Below are 20,800 nucleotides of genomic sequence, written 5' to 3'. Positions count from 1 at the left end.
CACTTACACGCACAAAAAAGGGGCCACCTTGCGGCAGCCCCTCGTCCGTTCAGCGGCGCAATATCAGAAAGTGACCTGCGCTTTCATCGTCGCTGCATCAATCGGATAGGACACCATTTCAAGGAAGCTGTACCACTTGCCCCCGACGCGGCGCATGCAATCGCTCTGCCGCAGCGCGACCTTGCGCTTGGTGCCATCCTTCATGTTCAGCGTAAGCTGCTGCGTATCGATCTGAATACCAAACGATCCATCCGAGTCGACCGCGAACAGCGGCATTTCCAGGCTGATCCCGTTGTAGCTGCCCATGATCGGCGCATAGAAATCAGCGATCTCCTTCTTGCCGATCAGCGATTTCGCACTGAACCCGTCGTAAAGCAGCGTATCGTCTCCCGGCCCGTAATAGGTCATCAGCTTTTCCAGCCCGACCGACGCCCCGCCAACATCCATATATTCGCGGATCTCTTCCTTCGCCTTTTCCGGCGTGGTCGAAACCGGTTCCAGCGGCGTGGCCGACCACTGCATCGAACGCCCTTCAATCGGGGCTTCGGTCATGGCCGCAAGCGTCGCGGGATCGACCGGCAGCGACAGATGTTGCTGCACGACCTGCCACTTGCCGTCGATCTTCTTGAGCGCATCGAGCACGCGCACGTTCATCTTGAACGATTTGCCGTCCTTCATCACCGTTTCATAGGCCACCTGGCTGGCAACGCAGCCGAAAGTGCCATTGGTGGCCACGATCATTTCGGGCGTAGTCTTGGTCATGCTCTTGATCGCGCCAAGCTGCGGCGCAAAACCGGCGCGAATCTGCTCCTTGCCCTGGAACACGCCGGGCGTGAACAGGTCGAGCACCACCGCATCCTGGGCATAGAGCGGCATCAGCTTTTCGATGTCCAGCTCGGTCGCCAGCACTTCTTCGATGGCCTTGATCGCGGCGACATCGGCGGGATCGTTAAATGTCGGTGCTGCGGGCGATTGCGCGCCGCCGATAGTGGCAACGGCAAACGCCGCCGCCCCTGCAAGAAGTGACATGGGTTTCATAATGCGTCCTCTCCTCCCGCGCTTCGCGCGCGGATCAATGATAAGCCTGCATGTAGCCGCCATCGGCGACAATATACTGGCCCGAAACATAGCCCGCGTCCTGTCCGCACAGGAACGCCACCAGCGAGCCGACTTCTTCGGGCCGACCAAAACGATTGGCCGGTATGCGGCGCAGAAACGCTTCCATGAACGGTTCGAACGCCATGTCCGCATCGCGGGCGCACTGTTCGAAAAACGCGGCATAAGCCTCGCCCGTGTCGATAAAGCCGGGAGCCACGGTGTTGACCGAAATGCCGAAGCGACCAAGCTCGTCGGCCAGGCTGCGGCTCAACCCCAGCCCGGCGGGGCGCACGGTGTTGGCCAGGATATAGTCGAAATTGAGCACCGATGCGCGCGCGGGCGATTTTGCGGCGCCCGACCCGATCGTGACGATCCGGCCCCAGCGGCGCTCCTTCATCGCCGGGACGACCGCCAGTGCAAAGTGGCGGAAGGCCTTGACGATATTGCTGTAGGCAGCGTCATAGGCCGCATCGTCGAACGCATCGAATCCGCCCGATGGCGGCGCCACCGGGGTGAAGATCGCAATGTCGGGCGCGGAAAACGCTTTTGCCGCTTCGGCGACGATGAAATCGTAAGCGCCAAGATCGGTCAGGTCCGCCGAGACGCCCACCGCTTCGCCGCCTTTTGCCGTGATTGCGGCAACGGTATCGTCCAGCCCCGGCCGGCCGCGCGCGACAACAACGACACGCGCGCCTTCATCGCCCAGCCGTTCGGCCACGACGCGGCCCATGCCATGCGTGCCGCCGGTCACCAGCGCCACTTTTCCTCTGATTCCCAAATCCATGTCTGTTCCTTTCGGGCATGCGCGCGCCCGCCTGCACAGCGGGCGTCGTGCGGTGGGCCGGACGCCGCGATGCCTGCGTCCGGCCAGCAGCAATCAGGCGAAGGCCAGCGCCGGATCGCCAACCCGGTCCATCCGGCCATCAAGCAGCGGCTCGACCTTCATCAGCGCAAGGTGGTCCTCCGGCGCGCCCGGCCCCGCGATAATCAGGCACTGGCGCAGCAGGCGGCGGTGCATCAGGCGGGTCAGGGCGGCGTCGTGTTCCGGCCCGGCGCTGCGTATGAACGCGACCAGCTTGTTGTCGGCATCGACCAGATCGGCCGGACGCTCGCCCAGCAGGGCTTCGAGATCGTCGAGGTCGGCATCTTCGGCCCAGCGGCGATACCGCGCCTGGTTGAGCAGATATTCGGGCACGCTGGCCAGAATACCGCGCTGCCAGCTTGCAAAGGTTTCGCTCAGCGGAAGGCGGTGCAGATCCGCCGCCAGCTTGGCCAGCGCCATTTCCTCAAGCGGCGAAGGACGCGGATCGGGCAGGGTCAGTTCGTCGAGTTCGATCCCTTCGACTTCGGCAAGGGCTTCGAGCATGCGCCGGCCGATGAAGGCGCACTGCACGGCGGCTTCAACCCAATCGCCACCGGCATCGGTGCGCGCCAGTGCGAACAGCGGGCCGAAATAGCCGACGCCAAGGAAGGCAACCGTGTGATAGGCGATCACGCCAAGGTCCAGCGGTTCGCCCAGCGCCTTTTCGTAATGCTTGAACAGCGCAGGCAGATCGCCCATGTTTTCAACCGGATGGCGTCCTCGGAAGCATGCCAGATCGTGCAGGTGATCGCCCAGGTGGCCGATTTCCACGTCGATCACGCAGGTCAGGTTCGGCCCTTCGGACAGGAACTGCCCGCAATCCCCGGTCACCAGCGAAATGCGGTTGCGGTGCTCCGGCACGTTGCGGCGCAGCCAGCGCGTGGCAAACTCCATCGGCGGATCAACGATGCCCTGCTCTTCATACATGGCGTGAAAGCGTTCGTAGTGCTGCAAGGCCAGTTCGGTCGGGCCTTCGGGCCGGGTGCAGCCGATGGCTTCCAACGCGGGGACCGGAATCTTGTGCATGGCGGCCAGCTGCTCCATGTACTGCAACGAAGCCGACCAGCGGTCGGGCGTCATCGTCGATGCCGATTCCACCGCTTCCATGACCAGGCCGGGATCGCGCCCGCCGCGCACCCAGTCCATCACGATGGCCGGCGGATCCTCGCAGAAGCCGCGCTGTGGCGGCACCGGGATGTCGTGCGCCGCCAGCACGTTGAGCAGATGCATTTCGTGGACGTGCGGATAAGGGTGCGCAGCCCACACGCGGTCGGCCTTGAACAGGTATTCGCGCGCTTCGCCCTTGTTTTCCATGCTGACTCGCCACACCGGGCGCCAGCGGCGCTGCCGCTCGATGCGGGTAACCTTGCCGCCAAGGTTGCTTTCGGCCCAGCGGGTGATCCGCTCAAGCTGATCGGCGCTTTCAGAGGCGCCGCGGTTCGTCGGATCGTGTGCTTCAGCCATCATTCTCTCCATGATCGGTGCGGTGCGCGACCTGTGGCTCCCTTGCCGGTCGGAACCATCGTTATGCTTGTTGTGATGAAGTGATACGCACTCCGCCGGGCGCCACTTCCTACCAAAAGGCGGGGTATGGCAGCACCATGGTGTGCCTAGTCTGCAAGCTGCAAGAACCGGACAGAAGATCCGTCATGGCCACGGGCAGCGCATGCCCCGGCCTGCTGCACCTTATGGAGATAGGAGAATCCGATGGTACCGAAGTTTTGCCGCATGGCGTGGCGGGTTGAAGATATGGATGCCTTTACCCAACGCATGCATGACTTGTTCGGCTTTACCTTCTTCGCGCCGGGACTGATCGCGCAAGTCTATCCCGACGCCACATTCAAGGTCCGGTTCGGCCAGCACGGCATCGAACCGATTCAGCCCGGCGTCGAAGGGCTGCCTTTTGCCGAAGGCGATCCGCTGATCGAAATCGCGGTGGACGTGGCCGACGCCGATTCGGTCCTCGCGCGGATGAAGGCGGCAGGGCACGAACCCATCGCTGTCAGCTATTTGCCGGTCCCGGCAGTGAACGAATATCTGTTCGGCCGCGATTTTCACGGCATCCAGTTCCTCGCCTGCACCGAAGGCGTGAACGAAGCGCAGATCCGGTCGGAACTGCCGTTCGATGCACTGGACGATGCCGCGCCGCCCAAGATCGGCTGCGTGACGGTGGTTTCTCCCGATATCGACGCGCTCGCCGCCTCGCTTGGTGCGTGCTACGATATGGAGTTCCACCCGTTCGATCCCGTGGGCTTTGGCAAGCGTGGACTGTCCGGCGCGCACCGGGTCCGCCTGATCGAAGGACCATCGCCGCTGCTCGACGGGATCGCCAGCGCGCTGGTCTCGGTAGACATCATGCACCCCGACGTGGAGGCCGCGCGCGCCAAGCTGGAAGCAGCCGGCTATCCGGTGCGGTACAGCCGCACGATGGCCAGCGGCGGCAATGCCTATTTCTTCGGCCCGACCGAGCAGGGCTTTCCGCTGTCGATCTACCCGGTGGAAGCCGATGCGGAGATGCTCGGACTGGCCTGATATACTCTGGCCTGACACGCGCTGGCGCCCCGCCCCGACTCGCCTCAATCGGGCGGAGTCGGAGCGGGGCAGCGTTCGGGATCAGTAGCCTTCGTGGCCGGAATAGACGTGAATCCGCGCAGTTTTGGCGCGGCGCGGCTGCTCCAGCATGAACAGGATTGCGCGGGCAATGTCATCGGGCTCCAGCGCCGGGATGTATGTGTCCCAGCCTTCCTTGCCCGCGGCTTTCATCGGTTCGAAGATTTCCGTGCTGGTCATGCCCGGCGCCACAAGGCCGACCCGGACCCCGGTTCCGGCCAGTTCGATGCGCAAGGCATCAGTATACATTTCCAGCGCCTTTTTCAGCCCACCGTAAATGCCGGTGCCGGGGGAAACTATATTCGCCCCGATGCTGGAAATGTTGATGATATCGCCGCGCCCGGCGGCTTTCATCGCGCGGGCGAACAGGTGCGATCCGCGCACCACGGATTCATAATTGAGAGCGATCATCGGCTGCAGGTTGGCCAGATCGAACTCGTCCACCGTGCCGACGTGCAGCACGCCCGCGTTATGGACGACGATATCAGGCGTGCCGAACCGGGCAGTAACGTCGGCCAGCAACGCGGCCGGGGCTTCGGGCTGCGCCAGATCGAGCGCAAGATAACCGCAGCCGCCACCAAGCTCCGCAGCCAGCGCGGCGAGCCGGTCTTCGCGCCGGGCGGCGAGAAAGACGCGCGCGCCCGCTCCGGCCAGGCGGCGGGCGGTGGCTTCGCCGATCCCCGATGAGGCGCCGGTAACGACTGCGATTTTTCCGTCAAGCGATCCCATGGTGTCCGTCTCTCCCAGTTGCTTGCGCGATTCACGCGGCGCGGGCTGTGGACCACCATTGCAACTGGTCCGCACCTTCCAAAATGCGGGACCATGCCGATTGTGCGGCGCGGGCGAACACGTCCGGGTTCGTGCCCAGCCCGGCAAAGGTGCAGGCAAGCATTTCGTCGATATAGGGCTGCCGGTCTTGCGCGCTGCGGATCAGGCGGCGGCGCGCCTCTACCGTCATGCCGACGATCAGGTCCACCGCAACGTCGAGCGAGGCAAAGCGCATCTACCCGTCGCCGCGCGCCGCGCGCAAGGCATCGCGCACCGCATGTCGAGCAGGCGGTTGCCCGCCGTGCGCAACAGGCCCATCACAAAGCCGCAATCGGCCTGGATCTGCGCCTTTTCGAACCCGGTCAGCGGGCGCGTGCTGGCGGTATCGTCCATCAGCCCGGTCGCGCGGCGGATGTGCATCCACGCCCAATCGAATTCCAGCGCGAATTGGCCGATCATCGCGTTGAGAGTCTGCGACGCCGACTGATTTTCATAGGCCCAGCCAACAACCGGCCGCGCGCCGGTGGCGCGCACCACAGCCTGCAGGATCGTTTTGGCAGCGCCCAGCAGCACTGCGGCGGACGACGCATGCGCGGTGTGCAGGATCAGGGCTTCGGGCACGAAAAGGTCGGTGGCGACGATGCTGTTGCTGCCCGATCCCGCCACCCCGGCCACGTGCCCGTCGTTCAGCAGGGCACAGGCCGGATCTCGCAGATCGATGAAAGCCATCGCCATTTCCGTCACCATGCCGGTATCGTCGAGCAGTTGCACCCCGTTCAGCGCCCGGTCGGCATGACGGCTTCCCGAACCATGGCCCCACTTGCCGTTCACACGATATCCACCCGGGACCGGCGTGGCCGTTGCGGTTGGCGCAGAGGCGCTGCACAGCAGTTCGTTGCCGGTAGGGAACGATGTCGGTTGCCGTCGGCGGAAAACCCAGCACTGTTCCTGTCACGCCCGACGGCAGGCAGAACGCCCAAGCCGTGCAGACGCAGCCTTGCGCCAGTTGCGCCACGGTTTCGACATGCGGATGTACCGCGCAGCCCGGCCCTCCGGCGCGGCGTGGGGCGGTAATGTGGAACAGCCCGGACGCGCGCAGGAGCGATTGCCCGGCTGGAGAGGATCAGACACCGCGCGCGGCAAATGTCCCCGGAACCTTGTTCATGCTGTCGCTCGCATCACGACGTTGCCGTTGTTCACCAGCTTGCGCACATCCACCGGGATACCGTTCAGCACCGCATTGCCGGAAACCGCATCCACCAGCGTACCGGGGCTTAGAACATTGGTATTGGCGCCCGGATGCGCTTGCGCCACCGCCAGGTGGGTTTGCGGATCGCCGTGGCCCCAGCCGTGCGGCATGGAAATCACGCCAGGGCGGATATCGTCGTCCAGTTCCAGCGGAACCGTGATGGTCCCGGCCACCGAAGTCACAGCCACCGTGTCGCCGCCGACCAAACCCCGCACAGCGGCATCGGCGCTGTGCATCCGCAGCGTGCAGCGTTCCTTGCCCTTCACCAGCGTTGGGATGTTGTGCATCCAGCTGTTCATCGACCGCAAGTGGCGGCGGCTGACCAGCACCAGCGGCGCGGCGGGCGCATCGACCGCCTGCTCCAGCCGGGGAATGTCGGACAGGATCAGCGGCGGGGCGATCTCGATCCGCCCCGATGCGGTGGCAAAGCCTTCGGAAGCGCGCGGCACGGCCGGGCCGATAATCCGCCCATCGGGCGCATCGGCAAAGCTGGCCAGCGACAACCCGTCCTGAACCGCACCGAACCGGTCCCCGAACGGCCCGGTGCGGATGGCAAGGTCGAGAATGCGCGCAGGCCCGCGTTCGGGCAGCAAAGCCAGCGCCTGTTCGGGGGCCATCCCGCGCCCGGCGGCCAGCGCGGCGAAATAGCGGTCGTCCATCGTGTCGACATCGGCGTGCGGCTGACCACCGATGATCGCCCCGACACGCGCCACCACGCGCCAGTGTTCCGGCCTGCCCTGCGGCGGAAAGACCGGCGGCGAATAGCGCCCGCCGCTGGTCAGGCAAAATATCCACGACCACATGTCGAAATGCGGGCTTTCCAGAAACGACGGACTGGGAAAGATGACGTGCGCATGGCGCGTCGTTTCGTTGATGTAATTGTCCATGCTGACCATGCATTCCAGCAGCGGCAGCGCAGCGGCCAGCCGCCCCGCATCGGGGGCGCTGAGCGCAGGATTGGCGGCAACGGTCAGCAGGCCCCTGATCTGGCCGGGACCGGGCGTGGCGATTTCCTCTGCCAGACACGATGCCGGGAACTGGCCGAGCACGGCGGGCGCGCCGCGCACCCGGCTTTGCCCCATGACCACCGGCATGCCTTTGGGCAGGGTCGCCAGCATATCGACCAGCGCCGCTACCGGGCGGCTCCACATGCTGCCCCCTTCGCGGTCGAGATTGCCGGTCAGGATCGCCAGGACATCGACCATCCACGACGCGAGCGTGCCGAATTGCTGGGTGCAGGTGCCGATCCGGCCATAGATCGCGGCGCGATCGGTGCGGATCAGTTCATCGGCAAGGCCGGTTATCACGGCCGCTGCGACGCCGCAGAACGGCGCGACCCGTTCCGGGTTGAAATCGGCGGCCACCGCGCGCAGCGCGTCCAGCCCTTCGATCAAACCTTCAAGATGGCGCAGCCGCACGGCATCGCGGGCAAACAGGACATGCGCCACGCCCAGCATGAACGCGGCATCACTGCCCGGCTTCAGGCCGATCCATTGGTCGGCAGCGCGCGCGGTCGGGGTGCGGACCGGGTCGATCACGATCACCCGCCCGCCCCGCGCGCGCAAATCTCGCATCGCGCCCATCACATCGCGGTGGGAAAAGATGCTGCCTTTCGAAGCCGCCGGATTGCCGCCAAAGATTACGAACAGGTCGGTGCGGTCCAGATCGGGAACCGGAATCTTCCATTCGTTTCCGAACATCAGCATGGCCGAAAGATTCTTGGGATGCTGATCGACCGTGCTGGAAGAATAGACCTGCCGGATGCCGGAGGCTTGCAGCATCAGCCCGGAGTAGCGCGAAAGCGCCGAATCCTTCCCCGCCATGTTCCCGGCATAGGCGGCAAAGGCATCCGGCCCGTGGCGCGCCCGCACCCCTTCGACCAGCTCTTCCAGCCGGGCGAACGCCGCGTCCCACGATACGCTTTTCCATTCGCCGCCGTCGCGCACCATCGGCGTGCGCAGCCGGTCGGGATCGTGGTGCAGATCGCCCAACGTCGTACCCTTGGGGCACACATGGCCCCGGCTCCACACATCCTGGCGATTGGGGCGCACGCTTGCCACCTTGCCGCCTTTGACAGCAACGGTCACCCCGCACATGCCTTCGCACAGCGGGCAGGTCCGGTGATGCAGACCGTCTTCCGGCGCCGGCGTGACCATGCCTGTCGCGCCGGTCACTTCGCGGTCCATCCGCCGTCGATCGGCAGGACATGGCCGGTGACCATCGCCGCTTCATCCGAACACAGCCAGGCGATCCCGGCGGCCTGTTCATCGCACCCGATGGCGCGGGCAATGGGCTGGTTGATCACCTGTTCCCCGATCAGCACCTTGGCGTAATCATCGCCAAACTTGTAATAGGCGCGCGTCGGCGTGACGCCCGGCGCGATGCAGTTCACCCGGATGCCCCGATCGGCATAGGAAACCGCGGCAAACTTGGTCAGGCGGATCACCCCCGCCTTGCCCGCGCCATAGCCGGCCCCGCCAAAACCGTTGTGAATCATGCCCGCCAGCGACGTGACATTGCAGATCGCCCCGCCGCCATGATCGACCATGTGGGCGATTTCATGCTTGAGGCAGATGAAAGTGGTGCGCAGGCACATCGTGATCGTGTGATCGAAGGCGGAAACGGGTTGGGTGTGCAGGTCCGGCCCCGCCGAATCCGGGTGCGCATCGCCCACCACGTTTGCGGCCAGGTGCAGCCCGCCGAACCGTTCGACCGTCTGGCGCACAAGCGCCGCGACCTGTTCTTCATCGGTAGCATCGGCGTGGATATAGTGGGCGGCGAAACCTGCGGCGCGCAGGGCTTCGGCTCGCTCTTCCCCCAGCGCATCGTTGATATCGGCCAGCACCACGACGGCCCCATCGGCGGCAAAGGCGCGGGCAGTCGCTGCGCCGATCCCGTCCGCGCCTGCCGTGACCAGCGCCACCCTTCCCGTAAAGCGTTCTGCCATGCCCATCTCCCACCACGCTGTCTGTTCTTGCCTTCCACAATAATGCACGCGCTCCGGGGGGAACCGGCCAGCCGATAGGGGCAGCCCACGGCGATGGGCGGCAGCCTCCCGGTCAAACGGAGAGGACCAGCTCGATGCCCGACAAAACCTTGCGCCTGTTTGCGGTTGGCGATCTGCAACTGATGACGCGCGAACCCCCGGCAGACCTGTTCACCGCGGTCACGCCGGTGCTGTCCGCCGCCGACGTGACATTCGGCAACTGCGAATGGCCCTATGCCGAAGAGGCGGGCGATACCCACCCGGTCGAAGCGCATATCAACGACGATTTCGATGGCGGCGATCTGTTCGCGCCGGGCGCGCCGGAAAGCATTGCGATGATGGCCACCGCCGGGTTCGATGTGATGTCGGTCGCCAACAACCACACCATGCACGGCGGCTATCGCGCCTTCCTGCGCACCATCGCGCTGCTGCGCGAATCGGGTATCGCCCCGGTCGGCGGCGGCGATACCATCGTCACCGCGCGCGAACCGGCGATCGTAGAACGCAAGGGCCATCGGATCGGCTTCCTCGCCTGCACGTCCGGGTTTCTGCCTGGTGCGCATGCCGGGCGGCGCACGCCGGGAATTGTGCCGCTGCGCCGCCATACTTATGCCGAAAACAATAGCTGGCACGACTGGGGCATCGAACCGGACACGCGCACGCTGGTCAACCGCGACGATCTGGCGGCGATGATCGAGTGCATCACCCGGCTCAAGGCCGAAGTCGATACCGTGGTGCTGAGCTGCCACTGGGGGATACTCGAACACGAATCCGCCATTGCCGATTACCAGCGCGATGCGGCGCGCGCGTTCATCGACGCGGGCGTGGACCTGATCGTCAGCCAGGGGCCACTGCCGATCAAGGGCTTCGAAGTCTATCGCGGCAAGGCGATCCTTTACTGCATGGGAAAATTTGCGATGATCTCCCCATGGTCGCGCGACGAAACGCCATCGGGCATTTCCGCGCCACTGCTCGATGAAACCAGCCGGGGACTGGGCGCGGCGATCACGATTGCCGATGGCGCGATCACCGGGGTACAGATCGTGCCGGTCTATCTTGGCAGCAGTGGCCGGCCGAACATCCTGCAACCGGGCGATCCGCACTATGACGCCATTCTGGGCGTGGTGGCGGAACGGACCGCCGCCGCCGGGCTGAACGGCACGATGGACGCGCAAGGCCGGATCAAACTGGACTGATGATGACACAGACCGATAGCAATGCCGCCATGGAGGATTTCGCTGGCCGGATCGGCCCGTGGCTGTCCGCCCGCCTGCCCGGATTGCCCAAGGTGTCGATCTCCGATGCCAGCGAGCCGGCACAGGGCTTTTCCAGCCGGACGATCCTGTTCACCGCCCGCTGGGACACAGGCGAAGGCGCGCAGGCGCGGCGGCTGGTCGCGCGCATCCAGCGCGATGTCGCCGTGCCGATGCTGGCCGATGTGTTCCACCAATACCGCGTGATGCGCGCGATTGCCGCCCACTCGGCGGTCAGGGTGCCGAAGATTGATTTTGCCGAAAGCGACCCGACGGTGCTGGGCGCGCCGTTTTTCCTGATGGACCGGGTGGATGGCCGGGTGCCGCCCGATTTCCCCAGCTATCACCAGCAGGGCTGGTTCGCGGACCTGACCACGGCGGAGCGGACCCGCGCCTGGTGGAACGGGATTGAGGAAATGGCCCGCCTGCACCGGATCGACTGGCGCAACTTCGGCTTTTTGGCGCCACAGCAGGAAACCGCGCCAGATGCCGTGTTTTACCTCGACCGTTTCGTGGGCAACTGGTTCGACTGGGCGCGCGACGGGCGCGCCTTCCCAGTCATTGCCGAGGCGCTGGCCACGCTGCGCGCCGCCGCACCGCCCGCCGACCAATCCGGGCTGGTGTGGAATGACGCGCGGCTGGGCAACACGATGTACGATGCGGCGGGAACCGGCGTTGCCGCGCTGTTCGATTTCGAAGTGGCCACGCTGGGCCCGCCCGAAGTCGATCTGGCGCACTGGGTCTATCTGGACGAAGTGTTCAGCGAAAACTTCGGCGTGCCCCGGATCGACGGGTTGCCGCGCGGGGCGGAGGCAGTCGCCGGGTTCGAACGCATCTACGGACGGCCAATGCCCCGGTTCAGCTATTACATGGCAGTCGCCGCGCTCAAGATCCTGATCCTTTCGGTGCGCAATTATGGCAACGACAAGGACATGGGCGCGCCTGCCGCCCTGCCGGATTTCCTTGTCCGGCGACTGGAGCATTATCTGGGCGAATTCATGGCCGGGCGCTGAACCCCAGCGCCCGGCCACGCTATCGCCAAGAGCGGCGGTTCAATCCTGTTTGAGCATGCCTGCGGCAGACAGCTTCATCACATCGGCAAACGGCGCGGCGTGCGATGTCATCCCGCCATCGACCGCCAGCGTCGCCCCGGTGATGAACCGCGCCGCGTCCGAAGCCAGAAACGCCACCGGCCCGGCAATGTCCTGCGGATCGGCCACATAAGGCGTGAGGTGGTGCGCGGTGAACAGTTCGATCATTTCCGGCGAGATCGAAGCCGCAAGCGGCGGGGTCATCACCATGCCGACGACAACCGAATTGGCGCGGATGCCCTGCTTGCCATACTGCGTGGCGACATTGAGCGCGAGGTTGATGAGCGCGGCCTTGCTGGCGCCATAAGCGGGCATGCCCAGATCGCCCTGCACCCCGCGCCCCGATGCGACCATCACGATAGACCCGCCGCCGCGCGCGATCATGTGCGGGATCGCCGCCTTGCACAGCAGAGCCGGGGCGATGGTGTTGACCCGCAGCGTGCGCTCCCACGTCGCGGCGTCCATGTCGGCAATGTTGGCATCCTTCGCCAGCGTCGCCGCATCGGTCACCGCGGCGTTGTTGACCAGGATGTCCACCCCGCCGAACGCTTCCACCGCAGCGTCCACCAGCCCTTGCGCGGTGGCGGGATCGGCCAGATCGCCAAACGCCGACGCCACCGAACCGCCCGCATCGCGGATTGCCTGCGTGGTGCCAGCGGCGCTCTCCGCGCGGCTTGCCGCCGCCAGCACGCTGGCGCCCTGTTCGGCCATGACCTGGGCGATGCGCGCGCCGATGCCCGATCCGGCCCCCGTCACGATCGCCACTTTTCCGTCGAGTACGCCCATGTCCGCTCCTTTTCCCTATAGCTGTTCACGCAGATGCCGTTTCCGGTTTGCGCGGCGATTTTGCCGAGAGCGGTGTTTTTCCTGTCTTCGCGCGCGCGCGTGCCTATCGCTCTATAGGTGTCGGCTGGCGTTATGGCCTTCTTGTGACCGCCTAACCGTTTCAGGAGAACAGCATGACAGCCCCGTTGCAGGACCGCGTAGCCATCATAACCGGCGCAGGCCAGGGCATCGGCGCCGATGTCGCCACCGTGCTGGCCGAGCGCGGGGCCACAGTGATCCTCAACGACATCCTCGCCGACCGCGTCGAAGACACTGCCGCCGCGATGCGCGCGCGCGGGCTGCGCGCCGAAGCATCGGTTTTCGACCTGACCGACGAAGACGATATCGCCCGCGCGGTGGGCGCGATTGCCGCGCGCCATGGCCGGATCGACATCGTTCACAACAACGCCGCCTTTCAGACGACGGAACAGCGCGCGCGCGATCTCGATGTGATGAACCTGCCCGCCGATGCATGGGACAAGGCCTTTGCCGTCAACGCGCGCGGGCCGATGCTGCTGTGCAAGCATGTGCTGCCGACGATGATCGCAGGCGGCGGCGGGTCGATCATCCATTCGGCATCGGGATTCGGTCTGCTGGGCGAAATGACGCTGACCGCCTATGGCGCCAGCAAGGCCGCGCTGATCAACCTTGGCCGCTTCATTGCCACGCAATATGGCAAGCAGGGTGTGCGCTCCAACGTGATCGCCATCGGCTTCGTGCTGAGCGAAACTGCAGTGGAAACGACCCCACAGGCGGTCAAGGACGTGCTGCTGGCGCACCATCTCAACCCCGAACTAGGCAGCCCGCGCGATATCGCCCATGTCGTGGCGTTCCTGGCCTCGGACGATTCGCGCTTCATCAACGGGGCGCTGATTCCCGTCGATGGCGGGTTCACCGCGCACCAGCCCAGCATGGTCGATTTCCAGCGCCTGTTCGCCGCCGCCGGCAGCAACCAGCTCTGACGGGGGGCCGCCCGGTGCACGGCGCTGGCGGATGCCGCCAGCGCTGCTGCCGCCGTCAGTCGGCCGCTTCTTCCACCGGCGTCAGGTTGCGCATGAAGTCGCGGAAGTCCGCGCCCAGTTCGGGCAATGGCAGGCCCAGCTTTTCCGCGATGTATAGCGTCATCAGGTTGTTGTCGGCCGATATATTGGTTTCGAGGATATTGCCCAGCGACACCTGCCGGTCGAAAGCGCCAACCGCCACCAGCGCCATGCGCAGCGCCACGACGATGTCGTAATAATCGAGATTGCCCACCTTGCGCCCAGCCGCGGCTTCATAGATCGCCACCGTTTCATCGCGCGTCGGCAGCCCTTCCAGACGGGTCACGCCAAAGCGGCGGCTGAAAAGATCGTCGAAATAGAGCCACCAGGCCAGGTCCAGTTCGCGCGGGCCGAGCGCGGCCAGTTCCCAGTCGATTAGCGCGGCCACGCTGCCATCGGGGCGCCACATCGTGTTCGACGGCGTGGGATCGCCCCACAGCACGCAGGTATCGGTGTCTTTCGGCCGGTTTTCGAGCACCCAGCGCATGGCCGCATCGACGATCGGCAATGGGCGGCCCTGCCCGCGCGCGGCGTGCCAGTCTTTCAGGTACCCAAGATACTGGTCCAGCCCCGGCGCGCCACGATCGGGCCGGTCGAGAAACGTAAAGCCATCGCGCCAGTCGATCGCATGCAGCCGGGCCAGTGCGGTCAGCGCATTGCGAAAGAACATCATCCGTTCGTCCGGGGACAGCGCAGTCAGCCAGCCTTCGACATTGTAATTCGGGCGCTGCGTCGCCGCCTGCCCTTCGACCCGGCCCATGACCAGGAACGGCGCCCCAAGGATGGACGGATCATCCTCCATGCCCACCCACGAAGGCACCGGCAGATCGCCGCGCGCATCCAGCGCGGCCATCATGTTGGCCTGGAGCTTGAGATCGCTCTCGAACACCACCTCGAAGGTCTGCGGCTGGCGGCGCACCACCAGCGTGCGGCGATGGTGCTGGCCGTCCTCGTCGTATTCCACGTCGACGAAGAATATCTCGGCCGAAAACCCGGACCCCAGCACCACGTCCATCGGCGCGACGGTAAGACCCTGCCACGAGGGCTTTGTGCGCCCCAGCCACGCGGTCAACCGATCATGGACTGTCTTTGCGTCCAGCTTGACCGACATCGCTTTATCCTTCCTCTCATTGCCATGGTACGTATGAATCGCGGTATTGCGGCACTTCCGGGACAATTCCAGCCGGAACGCGGCGGCGCGGTTCCTCAAAACAGCGTCCAGCCTTCCCGATGACCTGTCTTATGGAAGGCGCGCGCCGGTTCGCACAACAATCATGGTGGGAAATATGCCGGACGCCCTACCTGCGTTCCGGTTGCTGGAGAGCAAGAGGTGACCGAAGCAGCAGATGTCGTCGTCGTTGGCGCCGGGCACAACGGGATGGCCGCAGCCGGCTATCTGAGCCGTGCGGGCAAGCGCGTGATCGTGGTCGAACGGCTGGGCAAGGTCGGCGGCATGACCAGCGCCGGCTACATGATCCCCGAAGCGCCAAGCCACCTCGTCACCCCGTGCGCGGTCGAACTGCTGTTCGTGCGCGGCAGCGGGCTGATCGAGGAACTGGAGCTTGAAAAGCACGGCCTGCGCTGGGTCGATCCCGATCCCACCTATGCCTATCTCGATCCGTCGGGCGCGAGCGTGTGCCTGTTCCGCGATCCCCAGCGCACGGCAGAAGACATGGGACGCCTCAACGCGCAGGACGGGAAGAACTATCTCAAGTTCCTCGAACTGCTCAACGCGCTGATGGACATCGGCTTCCCGATCATGAAGGCCGAGCCGGGCCGTCCCGACTTCAAGAATCTGAGCGCGATGGTCGGCAGCCTTGTGCGCAACGTGCGGCTGAAGAACGACCTGCAGGTGCTGGCATCGGGCACGGCGGACCAGATCGCGTGCGAATGGTTCCAGCACCCCGCCAACATCGCGCTGCTGACCAATACCGCAGCGGGCGCCGGGCCGGTCGATGACGATGGCAACGGCGCCGCCTACATGATCCTCGCCACGCTGCACCGGCTGGGCACCGGCAAACCGATCGGCAGCCTGCAAAGCTTCGCCAACGCCCTTGCCAGCAGCATCGAGGCTTCGGGCGCGAAGATCATGCTCAACGCCCCGGTTGCGGAAATCATCATCGACGATGGCGCGGCGCGCGGCGTGCGGCTGGAAGATGGCCGGGTAATCAAGGCCAAGGCAGTCGTCGCCAGTTGCGATCCGCGCACCGCCTTTGCGATGACCACGCCCGGCAAGGTCGAACGCCGCCTGCTGGAACGCATCAAGCACGCCCCGGCCAACCGTTCCAACGCGGCACCGTTCCTCGCCAACCTCGCGCTGTCCAAGCCGCTGACGCTCAAGCGCCATCAGGACTTGCGCCATGACGAGGCGGACCTGAACAAGGCGGTGGGCTACATTGGCACGCCCGAACAGGTGCGCGAAAGCTTTGCAGCGGCACGGCGCGGCGATATTCCCAAGGAAATCGCCCTGTCGATCACGCCCCTGTCGAACACCGACCCGACGCAGGCGCCTCCCGGCGGCGGTCTTGCCTATATCTATGTCCCGGCGATGGCCGTCGATGCCCGCGAAGGCTGGAGCCAGGAGCTGAAAGACCGCACGATGACCAACATCATCGCGCAGATGTCGGACTATTATGATGGCCTTGATGCCGAAGTGGGCCGCTTCGTGGAAACCTCGCGCGAGCGTGAAAAGCGGCTCAACGCCACCAACGGTTGCGTGACGCACATTGATTTCGGCTCGTTGCGTTCCGGCCAGAACCGCCCGGCCACCGGCTTCGGCAACCCCAAGCCTGCTGTGCCGGGGCTGTACATCGGCGGCGCGGGCGCGCATCCGGGCGGCGGCATTTCCGGCCTGCCCGGCAAGATCGCCGCCAAGCGCATCCTGCGCCAGATCAAATAGGATCAGGCAGGCGCGCTGGCCCGGCGATCTTCCAGGACGGACGGCGCCGGGCCAAGCACCCCGGCCAGCAAGGTATCGGCAAACTCGGCAACGCGCTGCGGGATCGCTTCTGGGGCGGATTCGTCTGCCACGCCCAGGGCTTCGAGCATGGGAGTGGAGGCGAAATAGAAGCCCACGCCCTGTACCAGCATGGCCATGAACGCCGACGAGGAAATCGGCCGCATCGGGCGGGTCGCCTCAATTTGCGCGAACAGGGCGTCAAGGCTGTGCTTGAACGGCCGAATGTAAAGCGAAACGAGATAGTCCAGCCGCCAGGTCGTGCGCCGCCCTTCGGCATGGCTGACACTGATGAAGCTGGGATTTTCCGCCGCCCAGCCGCAAAAGCGATGGACCAACAGGCGTAGGCGATTTTCGGGATCAAGGTCGGTCCGCTCGAACACGGCAAAGACCGGCGCGCCAAACCGGGCCACGCGCCAGTCCACCGCGCGCCGCCACAGATCGGCCTTCGATCCGAAGCGGACGTTGAGCAGGTTGTGGCTGACGCCCAGCCGCTTGGCCAGTTCGCGCACCGTGGTGCCTTCATAGCCAAACTCGGCAAAACTTTCGAAGGCCAGGTGCAGCAGCCGTTCTTCGGGCACGGCGCGAGCCGCATCGGCGGGCGGGCGGCCGCGCGGCCGAGGGGCCGCCTTGCGCCCGGAAGCCAATGCCACGGGCTTTTCAGGGTCTGCTGCGGTCATGGGGCGATTGTTGACATTTAAATTGGCGTATGTCAATTTGCAGGCCTTTGCTGGAGAGTGGTACTGAATTGATGGCGAGTCCCTGGTGGAAAGTTGCGCGTAGCGAGGAAGTGACCTCGGCCAAGCCGCTGGCCGTCGATGTCGGCGATCAGCCGGTGGTGCTGTGGCGCGATGCGCAAGGCATTGCCCGCGCACTGGAAGATCGCTGTCCCCACCGCCGCGCCCCGCTTTCGCGCGGCTGTGTGCGCGACAACGGCTGGCTGCAGTGCGGCTATCACGGCTGGAGCTATGATGGCGAATCGGGCCGCCTGAAAGAAATCCCGAACATGAAGGACGAGCAGCGGTTTCCGCCGGTGTACAAGGCCATTGCCTATGCCGTGGCGGAAAGCGGCGGTTTCGTCTCGGTCAACCTTGACAAGGCTTCGGCTCCGCCCGCCCCGGTGCTGGATGAAACCTTCCCGCTCAACGGCACGGCCCACGTCAGCCTTTCGCAGGGCGAATGGGTCGATACCCTGTTCGATGATCCCGGCCTGGTGCTGGACATCCGCGGGGTGCAGTTCACGCCGTATCTGATGTCCGAACTGCGCGAGGAAAATGGTCTGCTGGTGATGGAACGCTTCTGCCAGTGGGGCAAGCTGCACCTGCCGTCCTATGCCACGGCAGAGTTCCCGATCACCCTCATCACCCGCACCCGCCCCGATACCGGCGAAACCCAAGCCGTGCTGCGCGATGACAGTTTCCGCACCCTGCTGACCGCGCAGATCGCGCCGGTGGCGGCGGCGCGCGGCGTCACGCAAGTGCGCTGGCGCGCGCGGCTGGGCGAAGAGCTGAAGGGTCGCCACGCGCTGGCTCTGCGGCTCAAGGGTTCATTCGCGGTGCGTGAAAACGTCGATGCTGCGGCACTGCGCGTGCTGATCCGTTCGGCATCGCACCGAGCGCAGCAATTGCGCGAAGCGATCCTGCCCGCCACACCCGTTTCGTCTGACCCTTCCGTTTCGCCGGATTCTTCGGTTTCGGCCGCCGCCTGACTTTCCAAGGAGACCCCCATGCTTGAAGTCGCCGATCGCCCCTTTGCTTCGGATACGGATCACACCGAAACCACCGCAGCCCCGCGCGCACCGCGCCCCTCGCTCAACGCGGTGAACAACTGGGTGCCGCACGATATCGTGATGCGCGACAGCTGGTTCCCGCTGGCCCACGATCACGCCATCGGCAAGAAGCCGGTCCGCCGCGCGGTCTATTCGCACCCGTTCTACATCTGGCGCGAAAATGGCAAGGCCGTGGCGTCGGAGTTCCACCCGCAGGAAATCGTCACCCGCGAAAAAAGCCCCTATACCGATGCGCACGGCCGCTATCCGGTGATCGAACATTATGGCCTGATCTGGGGCTGGTTTGGCCGCCCGGAAGCTGCCGACCCTGCGCACCTGCCCAGCCTGCCGTTCCTGCCACCCAACGGCGGCCTGCCCAAGCACATGACCGCCACGATCCGCTTCGATTGTTCGGCGCCGATCAGCCTCGAAAACCTGATCGACCTGACGCACGCGGACTTTCTCCATGCCGATGTCGTGGGCGATGAAAAGTCCGACAGCGAAGACGTGGAAGTCTTCTACGACAGCGAAACCATTACCATGGTGCGCACGCTGGTGAACAAGTCGGTTGCGCCGATCATGAAGTTCTTCAGCGGCATCCGCCAGCCGACGCAGAACGTGCGCCAGGTCATCCGCATCTACCTGCGTTCGCACTGCGCGATTGCCTATGGGCGCTTCTCGCCGGGCGACGATGTGCCCCTGTTCCATCCCTGCACCCCCGAATCGCGGGACCGCACGCGCATGGAAATGGTGATGAACACGTCGAACGCGGGCCTGATGTTCCGCCATGTCATGCCCAAGGCCGGCTACAAGGTTTCGCGGCAGGACAGTTCGATGACCAACCCGCAAAGCCCGCGCTATATGGATATCGACCCGCGCAAGGATCTCCATTCGCGGTTCGATCAGGCAGGCCAGCGTTACCGCCTGCTGATGATGGAACTGGCCCAGCGCCAGGCTGAAGGCGATTTCGCCTACCGCGACAATGTCAGCGCCGATTGCAGCGATATCATCGGCCTGCGCAAGGAACTGTTCCGCTTCTGACGCCCGATCAGGCGGTCCATGCGCGCCCCGCTCCCGATTCCGGGAAGCGGGGCGCGTTATCAACCGGGCGCACAATTATTGCGCACAAGGACAGGTCGCGGCGCTGCTAGATGTTGCAGCATGATCCCGGTGCCATAACCTGCAAGAAACTGCCCATTCACGAGAGGCCCGACACATGCCCAAGACCAACGCCACCGGTGGACCGCGCCGTTTCTGGGGGACGATGCCGGTCCTGCCCGCCGCGCAGCTCACCGAAACCTCGCGCCAGATGGAAGCCCTCGGCTTCGAAGGCGTATTCGTGCTGCAAATCTACGGTCCGCCGTTCGTGCCGCTGGCGGCCACGGCGACCGTCACCGAAACGCTCAAGCTGGGCACTGGCATCGCCATTGCCGGCACCCGCAGCCCGGTCGAAACCGCCTATGCCGCGATGGACGTGGACCGGATCAGCGGCGGTCGCTTCATCCTGGGGCTGGGCAGCAGCATCCCCTCCGCGGTAGAAGGCATGTACGGTATGCCCAAGACCAAGCCGCTGGGCCACTTGCGCGAAATCGTCGATGTGGTGCGCTATATCATCGCCAACGGACACAAGGGGCTGGACCCCTACGAAGGCCAGTACTTCAAGGCCGATTTCCAGGAAATGATGATGACCGCGCCGCCGGTGCGCGAACGCATTCCGATCTGGATCGCCGCCTTGCAGGAAAAGATGACCGATCTGGCTATCGAAATCGCCGATGGCCTGATGGTCCACGCGCTGTGGTCGGCCGAATACACCTCCAAGGTGCAAAAGCCGGTGATCGAAGCCGCGCTGGCCAAGCACGGCCGCAAACGCGAGGATATCGAAATCAACGCCTGGCCGTGGATTGCCATCAACCCCGACAAGCAGCAGGCGATCGACGACGCCCGTGCCACAGTTGCCGCCTATTCCGGCTACAAGCAGTACGAACCGTTCTTCGAAAAGCAGGGCTTTGGCGATCAGGCCCGCGCCTGCCAGCTTGCGCTGGGTGACCATGGCGACGTGTCGAAGGTGGCGCACAATGTGTCCGATGAAATGGTGCTGGCGTTCTGCGCCTGCGGTTCGGTCGAGGAAGTGCTCGAACAGATCGAACCATATTGGGACGTAGTCGATTCGCTCGCCCCGATGACGCCCTACCGCGACCTGTCGATGGAAAAGCTGATGTATTATTATGGCGGGCTGTTCCAGCTCGTCGCGGCGGCCAAGGCGCAGGGCTGATCCGGCCGCGCTGTCCCGGTGC

The 20,800-nt window shown here is 64.9% G+C and carries 19 protein-coding genes; 8 read left to right on the top strand and 11 right to left on the bottom strand.

The genetic code is table 11. The features are described 5' to 3' along the window. Positions 1-63: 63 nt before the first annotated feature. From GGR44_RS12250 to GGR44_RS12240, 3 genes are all read right to left on the bottom strand, one after another. Positions 64-1,038 carry a nuclear transport factor 2 family protein gene (locus GGR44_RS12250; protein ID WP_183955865.1) on the bottom strand — a complete coding sequence of 325 codons (975 nt, stop codon included), beginning with the start codon at positions 1,036-1,038 and terminating at the stop codon, positions 64-66. Between the two features lie 34 nt (positions 1,039-1,072). Continuing rightward, positions 1,073-1,882, bottom strand: a complete 810-nt coding sequence (locus tag GGR44_RS12245; protein ID WP_183955864.1) for an SDR family oxidoreductase — start codon at positions 1,880-1,882, stop codon at positions 1,073-1,075. Positions 1,883-1,975: 93 nt separating this feature from the next. Then, positions 1,976-3,427, bottom strand: a complete 1,452-nt coding sequence (locus GGR44_RS12240; RefSeq protein ID WP_246344586.1) for a protein kinase family protein — start codon at positions 3,425-3,427, stop codon at positions 1,976-1,978. A gap of 240 nt (positions 3,428-3,667) precedes the next feature. Here GGR44_RS12240 and GGR44_RS12235 point away from each other — a divergent pair, with 240 nt between their 5' ends. After that, positions 3,668-4,492, top strand: a complete 825-nt coding sequence (locus tag GGR44_RS12235) for a VOC family protein (protein WP_183955863.1) — start codon at positions 3,668-3,670, stop codon at positions 4,490-4,492. 81 nt (positions 4,493-4,573) lie between these two features. Here GGR44_RS12235 and GGR44_RS12230 read toward each other — a convergent pair whose 3' ends face one another. From GGR44_RS12230 to GGR44_RS12210, 5 genes are all read right to left on the bottom strand, one after another. Then, entirely contained in the window at positions 4,574-5,299 is a 726-nt protein-coding gene (locus GGR44_RS12230; protein ID WP_183955862.1) for an SDR family oxidoreductase, read from the bottom strand. A gap of 31 nt (positions 5,300-5,330) precedes the next feature. After that, complete coding sequence (locus GGR44_RS12225; protein WP_183955861.1) at positions 5,331-5,573, bottom strand: hypothetical protein; 243 nt, start codon at positions 5,571-5,573, stop codon at positions 5,331-5,333. Beyond that, entirely contained in the window at positions 5,537-6,169 is a 633-nt protein-coding gene (locus GGR44_RS12220) for an acyl-CoA dehydrogenase family protein (protein WP_183955860.1), read from the bottom strand. Before GGR44_RS12220 ends, GGR44_RS12225 begins: the two co-directional genes overlap by 37 nt. A 330-nt stretch (positions 6,170-6,499) precedes the next feature. Continuing rightward, entirely contained in the window at positions 6,500-8,773 is a 2,274-nt protein-coding gene (locus tag GGR44_RS12215) for a molybdopterin-dependent oxidoreductase (RefSeq protein WP_221214360.1), read from the bottom strand. Next, on the bottom strand, positions 8,758-9,534 hold the full coding sequence (locus GGR44_RS12210; RefSeq protein WP_183955859.1) for an SDR family NAD(P)-dependent oxidoreductase: 777 nt from the start codon (positions 9,532-9,534) through the stop codon (positions 8,758-8,760). Before GGR44_RS12210 ends, GGR44_RS12215 begins: the two co-directional genes overlap by 16 nt. 134 nt (positions 9,535-9,668) lie before the next feature. Here GGR44_RS12210 and GGR44_RS12205 point away from each other — a divergent pair, with 134 nt between their 5' ends. Continuing rightward, positions 9,669-10,769 carry a CapA family protein gene (locus GGR44_RS12205; RefSeq protein WP_183955858.1) on the top strand — a complete coding sequence of 367 codons (1,101 nt, stop codon included), beginning with the start codon at positions 9,669-9,671 and terminating at the stop codon, positions 10,767-10,769. Continuing rightward, the gene (locus GGR44_RS12200; RefSeq protein ID WP_183955857.1) at positions 10,769-11,839 is read left to right on the top strand and encodes a phosphotransferase family protein; all 1,071 of its coding nucleotides are present in this window, start codon (positions 10,769-10,771) and stop codon (positions 11,837-11,839) included. Before GGR44_RS12205 ends, GGR44_RS12200 begins: the two co-directional genes overlap by 1 nt. Positions 11,840-11,878: 39 nt before the next feature. Here the strand turns inward: GGR44_RS12200 and GGR44_RS12195 are convergent, their stop codons facing one another. After that, positions 11,879-12,703: an SDR family NAD(P)-dependent oxidoreductase gene (locus GGR44_RS12195; RefSeq protein ID WP_183955856.1), complete on the bottom strand. Its 825-nt coding sequence runs from the start codon at positions 12,701-12,703 to the stop codon at positions 11,879-11,881. A gap of 173 nt (positions 12,704-12,876) precedes the next feature. Between GGR44_RS12195 and GGR44_RS12190 the strand changes: the two genes are divergently transcribed. Beyond that, positions 12,877-13,704 (top strand): SDR family NAD(P)-dependent oxidoreductase, encoded by an 828-nt coding sequence (locus GGR44_RS12190; protein WP_183955855.1) that lies wholly within the window; start codon positions 12,877-12,879, stop codon positions 13,702-13,704. Positions 13,705-13,759: 55 nt separating this feature from the next. Here GGR44_RS12190 and GGR44_RS12185 read toward each other — a convergent pair whose 3' ends face one another. Beyond that, positions 13,760-14,893 (bottom strand): phosphotransferase family protein, encoded by a 1,134-nt coding sequence (locus GGR44_RS12185; protein ID WP_183955854.1) that lies wholly within the window; start codon positions 14,891-14,893, stop codon positions 13,760-13,762. Positions 14,894-15,112: 219 nt separating this feature from the next. Between GGR44_RS12185 and GGR44_RS12180 the strand changes: the two genes are divergently transcribed. Next, on the top strand, positions 15,113-16,681 hold the full coding sequence (locus GGR44_RS12180) for an FAD-dependent oxidoreductase (RefSeq protein ID WP_183955853.1): 1,569 nt from the start codon (positions 15,113-15,115) through the stop codon (positions 16,679-16,681). 2 nt (positions 16,682-16,683) lie between these two features. Here the strand turns inward: GGR44_RS12180 and GGR44_RS12175 are convergent, their stop codons facing one another. Further along, positions 16,684-17,418, bottom strand: a complete 735-nt coding sequence (locus tag GGR44_RS12175; RefSeq protein WP_183955852.1) for a TetR/AcrR family transcriptional regulator — start codon at positions 17,416-17,418, stop codon at positions 16,684-16,686. 71 nt (positions 17,419-17,489) lie between these two features. Between GGR44_RS12175 and GGR44_RS12170 the strand changes: the two genes are divergently transcribed. From GGR44_RS12170 to GGR44_RS12160, 3 genes are all read left to right on the top strand, one after another. Then, positions 17,490-18,446, top strand: coding sequence for a Rieske (2Fe-2S) protein (locus GGR44_RS12170; protein WP_183955851.1), 957 nt, complete (start codon positions 17,490-17,492; stop codon positions 18,444-18,446). Between the two features lie 18 nt (positions 18,447-18,464). Then, positions 18,465-19,547, top strand: coding sequence for an aromatic ring-hydroxylating oxygenase subunit alpha (locus tag GGR44_RS12165; RefSeq protein ID WP_183955850.1), 1,083 nt, complete (start codon positions 18,465-18,467; stop codon positions 19,545-19,547). Between the two features lie 175 nt (positions 19,548-19,722). Continuing rightward, positions 19,723-20,778, top strand: coding sequence for an LLM class flavin-dependent oxidoreductase (locus GGR44_RS12160; RefSeq protein WP_183955849.1), 1,056 nt, complete (start codon positions 19,723-19,725; stop codon positions 20,776-20,778). Positions 20,779-20,800 lie beyond the last annotated feature (22 nt).

This window comes from Sphingobium fontiphilum (genome assembly GCF_014196635.1).
In the GTDB taxonomy this organism is placed as follows: Bacteria; Pseudomonadota; Alphaproteobacteria; order Sphingomonadales; family Sphingomonadaceae; genus Sphingobium; species Sphingobium fontiphilum.
This window is presented reverse-complemented; position numbering and strand designations above follow the sequence as displayed.

Excerpts from the sequence above, each read along its gene's own strand:
- GGR44_RS12250 (WP_183955865.1), bottom strand. The coding sequence starts at position 1,038 with ATGAAACCCATGTCACTTCTTGCAGGGGCGGCGGCGTTTGCCGTTGCC.
- GGR44_RS12245 (WP_183955864.1), bottom strand. The coding sequence starts at position 1,882 with ATGGATTTGGGAATCAGAGGAAAAGTGGCGCTGGTGACCGGCGGCACG.
- GGR44_RS12240 (WP_246344586.1), bottom strand. The coding sequence starts at position 3,427 with ATGATGGCTGAAGCACACGATCCGACGAACCGCGGCGCCTCTGAAAGC.
- GGR44_RS12235 (WP_183955863.1), top strand. The coding sequence starts at position 3,668 with ATGGTACCGAAGTTTTGCCGCATGGCGTGGCGGGTTGAAGATATGGAT.
- GGR44_RS12230 (WP_183955862.1), bottom strand. The coding sequence starts at position 5,299 with ATGGGATCGCTTGACGGAAAAATCGCAGTCGTTACCGGCGCCTCATCG.
- GGR44_RS12225 (WP_183955861.1), bottom strand. The coding sequence starts at position 5,573 with ATGCGCTTTGCCTCGCTCGACGTTGCGGTGGACCTGATCGTCGGCATG.
- GGR44_RS12215 (WP_221214360.1), bottom strand. The coding sequence starts at position 8,773 with ATGGACCGCGAAGTGACCGGCGCGACAGGCATGGTCACGCCGGCGCCG.
- GGR44_RS12210 (WP_183955859.1), bottom strand. The coding sequence starts at position 9,534 with ATGGCAGAACGCTTTACGGGAAGGGTGGCGCTGGTCACGGCAGGCGCG.
- GGR44_RS12205 (WP_183955858.1), top strand. The coding sequence starts at position 9,669 with ATGCCCGACAAAACCTTGCGCCTGTTTGCGGTTGGCGATCTGCAACTG.
- GGR44_RS12200 (WP_183955857.1), top strand. The coding sequence starts at position 10,769 with ATGATGACACAGACCGATAGCAATGCCGCCATGGAGGATTTCGCTGGC.
- GGR44_RS12195 (WP_183955856.1), bottom strand. The coding sequence starts at position 12,703 with ATGGGCGTACTCGACGGAAAAGTGGCGATCGTGACGGGGGCCGGATCG.
- GGR44_RS12190 (WP_183955855.1), top strand. The coding sequence starts at position 12,877 with ATGACAGCCCCGTTGCAGGACCGCGTAGCCATCATAACCGGCGCAGGC.
- GGR44_RS12185 (WP_183955854.1), bottom strand. The coding sequence starts at position 14,893 with ATGTCGGTCAAGCTGGACGCAAAGACAGTCCATGATCGGTTGACCGCG.
- GGR44_RS12175 (WP_183955852.1), bottom strand. The coding sequence starts at position 17,418 with ATGACCGCAGCAGACCCTGAAAAGCCCGTGGCATTGGCTTCCGGGCGC.
- GGR44_RS12170 (WP_183955851.1), top strand. The coding sequence starts at position 17,490 with ATGGCGAGTCCCTGGTGGAAAGTTGCGCGTAGCGAGGAAGTGACCTCG.
- GGR44_RS12165 (WP_183955850.1), top strand. The coding sequence starts at position 18,465 with ATGCTTGAAGTCGCCGATCGCCCCTTTGCTTCGGATACGGATCACACC.
- GGR44_RS12160 (WP_183955849.1), top strand. The coding sequence starts at position 19,723 with ATGCCCAAGACCAACGCCACCGGTGGACCGCGCCGTTTCTGGGGGACG.